Origin of the sequence: Enterocloster sp. 210928-DFI.2.20 (assembly GCF_020554465.1) — a bacterium.
Classification (GTDB): Bacteria; Bacillota; Clostridia; order Lachnospirales; family Lachnospiraceae; genus Enterocloster; species Enterocloster bolteae.
The window spans coordinates 142155-154317 of the sequence record NZ_JAJCHK010000010.1 but is presented as its reverse complement, the minus strand read 5'-3'; the positions used below and the strand labels follow the sequence as shown (position 1 = coordinate 154317).

General features: G+C 51.0%; 11 protein-coding genes. All 11 read left to right on the top strand.

Annotated elements, in window-relative coordinates; translation table 11 throughout:
• Window positions 1–30 precede the first annotated feature (30 nt).
• On the top strand, window positions 31–228 hold the full coding sequence (locus LI015_RS11650; RefSeq protein WP_002564588.1) for a hypothetical protein: 198 nt from the start codon (window positions 31–33) through the stop codon (window positions 226–228).
• Window positions 229–275: 47 nt separating this feature from the next.
• Entirely contained in the window at window positions 276–1517 is a 1242-nt protein-coding gene (locus LI015_RS11645) for a M20 family metallo-hydrolase (protein WP_002564587.1), read from the top strand.
• Between the two features lie 94 nt (window positions 1518–1611).
• Window positions 1612–3300, top strand: a complete 1689-nt coding sequence (locus LI015_RS11640; RefSeq protein ID WP_002564586.1) for a PucR family transcriptional regulator — start codon at window positions 1612–1614, stop codon at window positions 3298–3300.
• Between the two features lie 214 nt (window positions 3301–3514).
• Window positions 3515–4750: a Zn-dependent hydrolase gene (locus LI015_RS11635; protein ID WP_002564585.1), complete on the top strand. Its 1236-nt coding sequence runs from the start codon at window positions 3515–3517 to the stop codon at window positions 4748–4750.
• Window positions 4751–4793: 43 nt separating this feature from the next.
• Window positions 4794–5954 (top strand): NAD(P)/FAD-dependent oxidoreductase, encoded by a 1161-nt coding sequence (locus tag LI015_RS11630; RefSeq protein ID WP_002564584.1) that lies wholly within the window; start codon window positions 4794–4796, stop codon window positions 5952–5954.
• Between the two features lie 23 nt (window positions 5955–5977).
• Window positions 5978–6772, top strand: coding sequence for an electron transfer flavoprotein subunit beta/FixA family protein (locus tag LI015_RS11625; protein ID WP_002564583.1), 795 nt, complete (start codon window positions 5978–5980; stop codon window positions 6770–6772).
• A complete protein-coding gene (locus tag LI015_RS11620; RefSeq protein ID WP_117627425.1) occupies window positions 6773–7756 on the top strand; it encodes an electron transfer flavoprotein subunit alpha/FixB family protein in 984 nt (327 codons plus the stop codon). It abuts the gene before it with no gap.
• A 41-nt stretch (window positions 7757–7797) separates the two neighbouring features.
• Complete coding sequence (locus tag LI015_RS11615; RefSeq protein WP_002564581.1) at window positions 7798–8319, top strand: nitroreductase family protein; 522 nt, start codon at window positions 7798–7800, stop codon at window positions 8317–8319.
• A 174-nt stretch (window positions 8320–8493) separates the two neighbouring features.
• A complete protein-coding gene (locus tag LI015_RS11610; protein ID WP_195633148.1) occupies window positions 8494–10635 on the top strand; it encodes a glycogen debranching protein in 2142 nt (713 codons plus the stop codon).
• A gap of 126 nt (window positions 10636–10761) precedes the next feature.
• Entirely contained in the window at window positions 10762–11196 is a 435-nt protein-coding gene (locus tag LI015_RS11605) for a hypothetical protein (protein ID WP_002564579.1), read from the top strand.
• Window positions 11193–12152, top strand: a complete 960-nt coding sequence (locus LI015_RS11600) for a hypothetical protein (RefSeq protein ID WP_002564578.1) — start codon at window positions 11193–11195, stop codon at window positions 12150–12152. Before LI015_RS11605 ends, LI015_RS11600 begins: the two co-directional genes overlap by 4 nt.
• The last annotated feature ends 11 nt before the right edge of the window (window positions 12153–12163 follow it).

Sequence of the window (12163 nt, the reverse complement as noted above, 5' to 3'; positions counted from 1 at the left end):
AGGCAGTGCCGGGGCAGAGGAGGATGACATATGGAGACAGAGAAATTTTTCAAGACAAAAGGGGGCAGGCTCACAGTGGCCTTTGCAGCCATCCTGGCGGCCTTTGCCCTGATACTGACAGGACTTAAGATGCAGGGAGACGGGGCATGCCTGTTGGGATTTATCCTGCTGGTGGCGGCTATGCTGTACTCGCCGTTTAAGGTATATGTATTAGACAGAAAGAAATAAGAGGAAACCCAAGTTGGTTTCTAAAAAAGAATAGAGAGGGTTTACTAATGGTGATTGAGGAGATTACAGGCAGGATTGCCAGGGATTTGGAGCATTTAAAACAGTTTACGGCAACACCGGGAAACGGCTGCACCAGGCTGCCGTTCACAAAAGAGGCCAGGAAGGCCGTAGAGTATTTAAAGGAGCTGATGACGGAGAGCGGACTTGATGTGAGGGAAGACGCTGCCGGCAATGTGATTGGGGTATTAAAGGGTGAGGACTCCGAATTACCCTGTGTCATGATGGGCTCCCACTATGATTCTGTATATAACGGCGGAGACTATGATGGGATAGCAGGCGTCATCTGCGCCATTGAAGTGGCACGTCTCCTTTTAGAAGAAGGAATCAGACCTAAGAGAGATTTCGTGGTGGTTGGATTCTGTGACGAAGAGGGAACACGGTTTGGAACCGGCTATTTTGGTTCGGGAGCCATCCTTGGCCACAGGGATGTGGACTATATGAAGAAATTCCGTGACAAAGACGGTATATCCATCTATGAGGCCATGAAGGAATACGGCATGGATCCGGAGCGGATCAAAGAAGCTGTCTGGGAAGACGGAAAAATCGGCTGCTTCCTGGAGGCGCATATCGAGCAGGGACCGGTCCTGGATACGGAAGGCACAGAGCTTGGACTGGTAGACTGTATCGTAGGCATTCAGCGCTACATGGTGACGGTGCACGGAAGGGCCGACCATGCAGGAACCACACCCATGGATATGAGGATGGACCCGGTGGACGCGGCGGCAAAGGTTATCTCAAGAATTGCTGACTGGGCCAGGGAAAAAGCGGACGGAACCGTTGCTACGGTGGGATATGTGAACACCATACCGGGCGGGATGAACATTGTGGCGGATACAGCGGAGTTCACAGTGGATATCCGCTCCAGAAATAACGACAATATAAATGATATTACAAACAGGATCAGAAAGGCTCTTGAACGGGCGGTTGGTGAGTATGGCGGCAGTTTTGACATGGAGAACAAACTGACCATAACTCCTGTGGAGCTTTCAGGGGAAATGCTGGATATCATGGAGAAAGAATGCGGGGAGCGGGGCTACAGCTGCAAGAGGATGTTAAGCGGCGCAGGCCATGATGCCCTGGAAATCGGCCAGGTACTTCCCACAGTCATGCTGTTTGTGCCGAGCAAGGACGGACGGAGCCATTGCCCGGTTGAGTTCACCAAGTACAGCGACCTGGCCAAAGCAGCAGTGGTTATGGAGAAGCTGGCAAAAGAAAAGGTCATGAAATAGCATATAAATAGCAAAAGGACACAGACGTGATATTTTATTATACGTCTGTGTCTGTTTGTGCTATAATTAGGAGGTAGTGTTGGCAGGACAAATGATGGCGGTGAGGAAAAAGATGGGATTAACAGTAAGAGAACTTCTTTTGGCAGAGGAAATGAAGGATATCAAGGTACTTGCAGGCGACAGGGGACTGGACAAGGAAATTAAGGGTGTGACAATCATTGAGGCGCCGGACATCGTAAAGTTTATTGACGGCGGGGAGGTACTTCTGACAGGTCTGTATGCTTTCAGATCCTGTACGGTAGATGAATTCCGCACGTATATTAACGAGCTGAGCAGAAAGAGTGTCAGTGCCCTTGTGTTAAAGCGGGGCAGGAAGGTGGAGAATGCGGACACCAAGATTGAACTGCTGTTCGCGTTTGCCCAGGAACATAACATTCCGGTTCTGGAGGTGCCGTTCGAGGTTTCCTTCCGGGATGTCATGAGTCTGATCATGGAACGGCTTTTTAACGAGGAGGTTACCAGGCTTAAGTATTTTAAGACGACCCACGACAATTTCGCAGCCCTTGCCATAGCTCCTGATTCCACAGGAAAAGGTGTGGATGAGATACTGGATGTGCTCTCCAAGCTGATCCGCAACCCGGTAGCCGTGTACAACCAGAACCTGACCTGCCTGGCGGCTACGGACCAGGCGCCAAGGGAGTTCGCCGTCAGCAGGGACGCGGTGCCGTTTGATCCGGGCACTTATTCCAATTACACCTATATGAGGCAGAAGGGAGAGGTCCCCCAGTGCCTGATCCAGGTGAAGATGAGTTTCCGGGAGAAGATATACCTGGTGGTGACAGAGTTAAACCAGCCCTTTGGGACCATGGACTGCATAGCTGCAGAGAGCGCCATTACGGCCCTGCGCTTTGAGTTTTCCAGACAGTACGCGGTGACGGAGCTGGAGAAGAAGTTCCAGAATGATATTATACACAATATTCTCAATGGAAAAATCCATTCCATGGGAGAACTCCAGAAGAATACCAGCCTGCTGGGGGTCGACATCAATGGCAGCTACCGTGTGATTGTATTCGGCATGACAAACGAAAGCATGGCCAGGGGAGACTTTAAGGCAAAGGTAAAAGATATTGATGTCTTAAGCGATTTAATCCGAAGCCGTATATCCAAAGCCAAAATACATAACGATCTCGATAAAATCGTGGTGATACAGGAGGTGGAAAGGGAACAGACCCAGGAGGAATACCGCAAAAGCATCAAAAAGATAGCGGAACAGGTTCAGGCGGACGTGGCCAGATATAACAAGTATCTTAAAATCAAAGCGGGAGCAGGCAGAGTGGTGGACGGCATCATCAATCTTCCGGAGAGCTTTAAAGAAGCCAACGAGGCGTTCATGTTCGTGGATGTGGCGGGAGAGACGCCGGAGGACGGAGGCCCTCAGGTTATGCTGTTTGCGGACCTGGGCATATTTAAGCTGCTGTGCCAGTTAAGCGATCCTTCCATGCTGTTGGAGTATGTGCCGGAAGGGCTTCAGAAGCTTTATAACTATAAGAAACCCCAGAGGGATGATCTGATTACGACCCTGAGGGCGTATCTGGACCGGAATCTGAACCTTTCCAAGACGGCCCAGGATCTTTATGTTCACTATAAGACAGCGGTTTACCGCATTGAAAAAATAGAGAAGCTGACCGGGATTGATTTTGACAATGCCAACGAGGTGCTGGCGGTGCGGATTGGGCTGGTAGTGTATAAGATGATAGAGAATTACAACAAGGATTTTATATAGCAGCAGGGGTTTGTGGCTGTGAGAATTCAGCCTATAATATACCATAGAGAGATAGTTTATCCAGACTAGATAAATTATCTCTCCATTTTTATCAGTTTGCTCCGATGCAATCTGTTAAAATATTATCTATAATGTGCAATATAGATAAGAAGTTCAGGAAAGAAATAAACGGTGTGTGCAAGATTGACAACGAATAGAAGCGAGGAGGGGTTAAATGGATATCAATTTAGACAGGGTTCTCGGACGGCTGGAAGAGCTGTACCAATGCGGAGCCCAGGAAGACGGAACATTCACCCGCATGGCATATTCGCCGGAGGACAGGAAGGGACGGGAGATCTTCATGGACTATTTCCGGAAGCTGGGAATAGAACCTGAGATGGATGCTGCCGGAAACCTGATTGCCAGACTGGAGGGAGAGGATAAAACACTGCCTGCCATCATGACAGGCTCCCATCTGGACACGGTGCCGGACGGCGGAAGGTATGACGGGGCGCTGGGCTGCGTAGCCGGCCTGGAGGTCTGCCAGACACTGATTGAGAGCGGCAGAAAGCTGCGCCATCCGCTGGAGATTGTGGTATTCACGGATGAGGAGGGCTTCCGGTTCGGAAGCGGAATGTTGGGAAGCGGAGCCATGTGCGGACAGGACCTTCATGTCAGCGAGGAGGACCAGGATATGTACGGACAGGCCAGAGGGGATGTGCTTAAGGCCTGCGGATTAAAGGTGGCTGACCTGGGCAATGCCAGACGGTCCAAAGACTCTGTGCACTGTTTCCTGGAACTGCATGTGGAACAGGGGGCGTCCCTTCACAAGAAGCAGATTCCCGTAGGTGTGGTGACATCCATTGCAGGAGTGAGCCGGTTTGAAATCAAGATTACGGGAGAGGCCAACCATGCCGGGAGCACGGTGATGGAGGACAGAAAGGACGCGCTGGTGGCTGCGGCCAGATTCGTGGCCCGGGTTCCGGAAATCGTAGCTGCTTACGGTAATCCGTTTACAGTGGCAACCGTGGGAACCATGAAGGTGGTGCCCAACTCAGTGAATGTGATTCCGGGAGAGGCGTTCTTCCACCTGGAGATACGCGACCAGGATGAGAAAGTGATGGAAACCATAGAACAGAAGCTGAGAGAGTGCCTTGGGGAAATCTGTGAGGCGATGGGGGAAGAATACAGCTTTAACCGGTTCTCCTACCATGAGCCGGCGCCCATGACCGAATGGGTGAAGGATGCCATTGAAGCCTCTGTCAAAGAACTGGATATTCCTTACACGAAAGTCCCAAGCGGGGCCTTCCACGATTCACTGCTCATGACAACGGTCTTTCCCACAGGCATGATATTTGTGCCAAGCGTGGGGGGAATCAGCCATTCCAGATATGAATTTACAGAGGGACGGGATATCGGACAGGGGTGCAGGGTGCTGCTGGAAACAGTCCTTCGTGTAGATGATATATAAACCTTGTGATAAAAAAATAAAAATGTGAAAGGCAGGTAAAGTTATGGAAAAGAAAAGAATTGGTATTATTGGCGGAGGTATTTCCGGAACATGTCTCGGATATCATCTGAGTCTTTATGACAATGCAGAGGTTATTGTGTTTGAGAAGGATACCATCGGCGGAGCTTCCACAGCAAAGTCCGCTGGAACCGTATGTCTCTTTGACGATTCCTTAAGAAACAGATATTGGGACGTAAGGCTGTATGGCTTTGAGTCATATTTAAAGATGGAAGCAGAAGAAAAGGGTTCCGCCGGATTTGATAAAACAGGTACTCTGGTGGTCGCAACAGATGAGAAGGTAGAGGCCACCATTAAGACAGGCATCGCCCTGGCAAAGGCAGCCGGTTATACAGGCGAGTACATAACGGACAAGGACAGAATCAAGGAAATCCTTCCTGACATCTCCACAGACAATATCCTGGGCGCAGGCTACACACAGGATGACGGATACTTTGACGGAACCATGATCTCCAACACCTATGCAAAGAAGATGCAGAAAAACGGCGGCGTTATCAAGACCGGTGTAAAGGTGACGGAAGTTCTGAAAGAGGGCAATAAAATAAAAGGCCTTAAGACAGATGACGGACAGGATTATGAATTTGACTATGTTGTGGACTGTACCGGCCCATGGAGCAAATTTACCGGCGAGATGGTAGGCATGGACGTGCCGATCTGGCATACAAAGGCAGAAGCCTTCTTCTTATGCCCTCCAGGCAAGAAATTAGGCTATACCTTCCCTGTGCTTAAATACCCGGCCTTCTACGCCCTGCGCGCAGGAGACAACATCTTTATCTGCAAGTCCCATCTTTCCATGGATTTAAGCAATCCTATGCACGCAGGCCAGTGGGATCCGGACAAACTTCCGGCCACAGGCGGAACCGATGATTACTTCATTGACTTCCTGTTAGATCAGTTAGAGTGCAGGGTACCGGGAATCGTGGACAGCGGACTGGTATCATCCTGGCTTTCATACCGTGCGGAGCCAAAGGATTTCCTTCCGATTCTGGGAGAGACACCGGTGGAGGGCTATATCCTGGCAACCGGTTACGGCGGGAACGGCGTTATCGAGGCACCTGCCGCCAGCAGAGACCTTGCAAAATTCATTATGCGCGGAGAAAAGACACCATTATTGGAAGACTGGGCGTTTGAGCGTCTGTTAAAATAAGAAAGCGGCGGAGAGGAGAAAATATGGATATAGCGGTTCTTATAAAACAGGTTCCTGTTTCCAACGATGTTTCCGTTGACCCAGAAACCCATGCCCTGATCCGTTCCAGTTCAGAAGGCATGATCAATCCTGCGGACCTGAACGCCATAGAGGCCGCCATGGTCTTAAAGGAGCAGACCGGCGGTAAGGTGGCCGTGTTCACCATGGGCCCCACTGACGCGGAGAAAGCATTAAGGGACGCTATGGCCCTGGGCTGTGATGAGAGCTGTCTCATCACAGACCGGTGCCTTGCCGGAGGAGATACCATTGCCACAGCCAAGGTGCTGGCAAGAAGCATTGAGAAATACGGGAAATTCGACCTGATTTTAAGCGGCGCATTGTCTGCTGACGGCGCCACCGGACAGGTGGGAGCCATGGTGGCGGAATACATGGGCATCCCACATGTGGCTGAAATACAGGGACTCTCATATGATGAGGATGACAAGGACTGTATCACGGCTGTGAAAAAGTACCAGGGTATGGAGTGGAAGATTAAGGCGGCCCTGCCCGCGCTGGTGAGCGTGTGCTTCGGAAGCAATGAACCGCGTCTGGCGACCCTGCGCTCCAAGAGGGCTGCCAAAAACAAGCCCCTGGAGGTATATACCAATGCAGACCTTAAGATGGCGGCGGATGAGATTGGACTTCCGGGATCTCCCACAATGGTGACGGATTCATTTCAGCCTGAGAGTACCAGGAGAGCCCAGATGCTTTCCGGTACTCCGGAGGAACTGGCAGCCAAGCTCAAGGAACTGATTGAGATTGAGAAAGGAAAGGAATAGATGGCGAACGGAATTTGTGTTTTTGCAGAGAATTATAATGGGAACTTAGAACCCGTTGTGGCAGAACTGGTCCGCGCAGCTCATTGTATCAAAGAGACCACCGGAGAAAAGATACAGGCCGCTGTCCTGGCTGAGGACTGCAAGGCTTTGGTGTCCCAGCTGGAACAGCTTGGGTTTGACGAGATATATGCCGTTGAGACAGACAGGAACTGCCTGTTCCAGGACGATGCGGTAAGCCAGGCTATGGCGGAAATGCTGAAGCGCATAGACCCGTCCAGTGTTCTGATTCCGGCTACCCCCACGGGCCGCTCCGTTTTTTCCAGAGTGGCTGCCCGCCTTGGCTGCGGAATGACTGCGGACTGTACGGAATTAGCCGTGGATACCAGGGAGGACGGGACCTTTTTCATCAAGCAGAACAAACCTTCTTTTGGGGAAAACGTATTTGTCACCATCGTGACAAAGGAAGGGGTTTATCCCCAGATGATGACGGTAAGGCCGGGTGTGTACACCCCCTGTGAGGCCCAGGAGGGCAGAAGGGCAGATGTCACATATTACAAAGATATCACCCTTCCTGAATCAGGGATTCAGGTGATGTCAAGCGCCCCTGCAATGAATGATACGGACAGTATCCTTGCGGCAGAGGTGGTGGTAGTGGGCGGACGCGGCGCTGAGAGCGAGGAAAACTTTACACTCTTAAAAGCGTTTGCTGAAAAGCTGGAAGCAGCAATCGGAGGCACCAGGCCTCTGGCAGACACCGGATTTATACCGTTTGAGCATCAGATTGGACAGACCGGGTTTACGATACGGCCAAAGGTATGCATTTCCCTGGGTGTATCCGGCGCCATCCAGCACACGGAGGGCATTAAGGATACCAAGCTCTTTGTGGCAATCAACCAGGATGAAAGCGCGCCGATCTTTAATATCGCGGATTACGGTATGACCTGCGATATGAAGGATGTGCTGGAAGCGTATCTGAAACTGTAAGCCGGCATCATATGGATGCAGCAGCAGAAAGGAAGAAGACCATGGATTTATTAGAGATTATGAGAAGAAGGCGCAGCATCAGGAACTACAGCGGTGAGGAGATTCCGGAGGAAAGTCTTACGAAAGTGCTTCAGGCAGGCCTTTTGTCGGCGTCGGGAAAGGCAAAACGCCCGTGGGAGTTTATCGTGGTGCGCCAGAGAAAGACCTTGGATGATCTCTCCGGATGCAGGGCGGGAGGCGTGAAAATGCTGAAGGAAGCACAGTGCGCTATCGTTGTCATTGGCGACGAAAAGGAGCAGGACGTGTGGATTGAGGACTGTTCCGTTGCCATGGCAAACATGCATCTGATGGCATCCAGCCTGGGGATCGGCAGCTGCTGGGTCCAGGGCAGGCTCAGGAACGCGGATGAGATAACCACGGAGGAATATGTAAGGGAACGCCTGGGATTTCCGGAAAATTATAAGCTGGAAGCCATCCTTACCCTTGGAATGCCGGATGCAGAGGCGCCTGCCCATCAATTGGATGAGCTGCCCATGGAAAAGATAAAGTGGGAAAGATATTAGAAATAGAATAAGATGAGCTGTCAGCGTGTAAACAGACAGAAGGAAGAAGCCGCCGGACCAGTTTGGGTCCGGCGGCTTTTTCCAAGTCTTGTAATATACCCTGGGATGTTGTATATTGTTAATACAGTGCCTGAACCTGAAACAGCCTGACAAGGGCGCATATAGGAGGAATGTATGGAGGATAAGGGAAAGAAAGCTGCCGGCCCCGCAGACGGCATAACATGGGACAAAAAAACAAACTGTATCGACCATCTGGCCCTGCCCGGCACCATTCACCTGGTACCCATGGATTACGTGGGAGGATACGCGGTCAGGCCGGGATTCTATGAGATCAACGGAGCCACCGCCATACCCGGGGGAGTCAATTTTACAGTGTATTCCCATGGAGCCACAGATATTGAGCTTTTGCTGTTTCGGCGGACAGAGGAGGAGCCTTATGCGGTCCTGCCCTTTCCAAAGCATTACCGCATCGGCAATGTGTACTCCATGATTGTGTTCCGGCTGGATATCGGTGAATTTGAGTATGCGTACCGGGTGGACGGTCCATATGAACCGGAAAAAGGGCTTATATTTGATAAGACCAGGTATCTGCTGGACCCCTATGCCAAGGCGGTTACCGGACAGAGCCGGTGGGGGGAACCGCTGCCGGGATGCCAGCACTATAAGGCCAGGGTGGTCAGGGATGACTTTGACTGGGCGGATATGGCCCAGCCCCTGACCCCCATGGAGGATTTAATCATTTATGAACTTCATGTAAGGGGATTTACCATGCATGGATCCTCAGCCGTACTTCATCCGGGAACCTTTGAGGGATTGGTGGAAAAGCTTCCCTATCTGCTGGAGCTGGGTGTGAACGTGGTGGAGCTGATGCCCATATTTGAATTCGACGAGATGCAGGATTACCGGGAGGTGGACGGCCGTAAGCTTTATAATTACTGGGGATACAACACCGTAAGCTTTTTTTCGCCCAATACCAGCTACGCGGCCGGTACAGAGTACAACCGGGAGGGCAATGAACTTAAAAACCTGATACAGGTGTTCAACCAGCACGGGATAGAGGTCTATCTGGATGTGGTATTCAACCATACGGCGGAAGGGAATGAAAACGGGCCCTTCTTTTCATTTAAAGGATTTGACAATAATATATATTATCTGCTGACTCCTGAGGGATACTACTACAATTTCAGCGGCTGCGGCAATACATTAAACTGCAATCATCCCATTGTCCAGCAGATGATTCTCAACTGCCTGCGCTATTGGGTTACGGCGTACCGGATTGACGGGTTCCGCTTTGATCTGGCCTCCATCATGGGGCGCAACGAGGACGGCACGCCCATGAGCAAGCCGCCCCTGCTTCAGAGTCTTGCCTTTGACCCCATTCTGGGCGATGTCAAGCTCATAGCCGAGGCGTGGGATGCGGACGGTCTTTATCAGGTGGGGACCTTCCCGTCCTGGAACCGCTGGGCAGAGTGGAACGGCAGGTACAGGGACGATATGCGCCGCCATATCAAGGGGGACCAGGGCATGGCGCAGGCGGCTGCCCTGCGAATCGCCGGCTCCAGGGATATATATGCGGACCATGACAGGAAGAACGCATCCGTGAATTTCATTACCTGCCATGACGGTTTTACCCTTTACGATCTGTTTTCCTACAATGTAAAGCACAACGAATCAAACGGATGGAACAACACGGACGGTGCCAATGACAACAACAGCTGGAACTGCGGCACAGAGGGGGAAACAGACGATCCTCAGGTGGAAGCCCTGAGGCGGCGCATGGTGCGAAACGCCTGCGCCCTTCTCATGTGCAGCAGGGGAATCCCTATGTTTCTGGCGGGAGATGAGTTCTGCAACACCCAGTTCGGCAATAATAATGCCTATTGCCAGGACAATGAAATTTCATGGCTGGACTGGGGACGGCTGGGGAAGTATAGGGATATATTTAGTTTCTTCCAATATATGATACGGTTCCGTAAGACCCACCGCCTGGTGCGCGCCAATGTGAGCGGCGGGGCCTGCGGTTTCCCGGATGTGAGCTTTCACGGAGTAAAGCCCTGGTGCAGTTCCTTTGCGGAGTACGAGCGCTATGTGGGAGTCATGTTTGCCGGCCGGGAGGAGGGAAAAGGCCCTCAGACCGTGTACATTGCGTCCAATGCATATTGGGAGGAGCTTGATGTGGAGCTGCCTGTACTACCGGACGGAATGAAATGGGAGCTGGCGGCAGACACCTGGGAGGATACGCCTTGTCCGGGTCCCCTGGGGGCAGACGGATTCAGGATTCGTCCCAGAACCGTGGTGGTGCTGGTGGGAAAATAGGGCGGTTTCTTAAGGCAAATTCCAGTTCCTTACAAAATCATAAAAATTGATTTATAGTGTCGCAAATCTGATAAAGTTGTGGTATACTAAATTGATATGTTATGAAAAAGCCTAAGAGGTACCTGTATGCTGAACGAAGAAAAGGTCAGATATATGACTGGGCTGGCCATATTTGAAAAGAATGAGGGCAGGAAGATATTTCCCATTAACCGTTATTTTAAAAAGGATTATGTCGGCGGACAGATGTTCCGCTCCTTTTTCGGTTATACCTTCTGCTACCTGCTGATGCTGCTTCTGTGGATCCTCTACAAACTGGACGTGCTGTTGGGCGGCATGAGCATAGAAGAACTGCTTGAGTGCGGCAGGAACTGGGGCATCCTTTATGTGGGGGGACTGGCGTTTTACCTGTTTGTGACCTGGATAGTATATTCCAAAAGGTACGACTACGCGTCCCGTTCCCAGACCATGTATGCCTCCAGACTGAGACACCTGGTCAAGAAGTACGACAACAAAGACAGGACCGACAGGACCAAGGACAACAGAGGAGGAAGGGTTCGATGACAAGTCTTCTGCTATGGAAAGAACATCTGAAACGATTTTACAACCGCTACAGTTACGGAATACAGCCGGTAGTGCGCTTCCTGTTTGCGCTCTGCACCATGGTAAGCCTTAACACGAATATCGGATATATGGCAAAGCTTAAAAGTCCTTTGGTTATTCTTCCGGTCTGTCTGGTCAGCGCATTCCTGCCTTACGGCGCCATCGTGTTCCTGGCGGGCTGCCTGATGATTGCCCATGTATATGCGGTTTCACTGGAGATGGCCCTGATTGCCATTGTGCTCATACTGACCATTGCCATTCTTTACTACGGATTCAAGCCCGGGGACAGTTATCTGATGGTTCTGACACCCCTTGCCTTCCTGTTTAAGATTCCCTATGTGGTTCCTTTGCTGGTTGGACTGGGTGGAAGCCTGGCATCTGTGATTCCCGTCGGATGCGGCGTGTTCCTGTATTACCTGCTCATATATGTGAAGCAGAATGCGGGCATCCTGGCTGCCAGCGACGGCTCCGTGGATATTGTACAGAAATACAGCCAGATTCTTAAATCCGTGCTCTTTAACCAGACCATGATGGTTATGATTGCCACCTGCGCGGTGGGAATCATTGTGGTGTATCTCATACGCAGGCTGTCCATGGATTACGCATGGGTGGTTGCCATTGTGGCAGGTGCCGTGGCGGAGCTTCTGGCCATATTTGTGGGAGATTTCGTGTTTGGGGTATCTGTTCCCGTGGGTCAGATGATTCTGGGACTTGTTTTATCGGCAGCCATAGCGGCTGTGTTCAATTTTTTTGTCCTGTCTGTGGATTATACCCGGACCGAATATGTGCAGTTCGAGGACGATGATTATTATTATTATGTGAAGGCGGTGCCCAAGATGACCGTGAGCACCCCGGATGTGAAGGTACAGAAAATCAGTACCCATAAACGCGGCACAAGGGAGAGAAATTCTTATTAATGAAAAAAAGT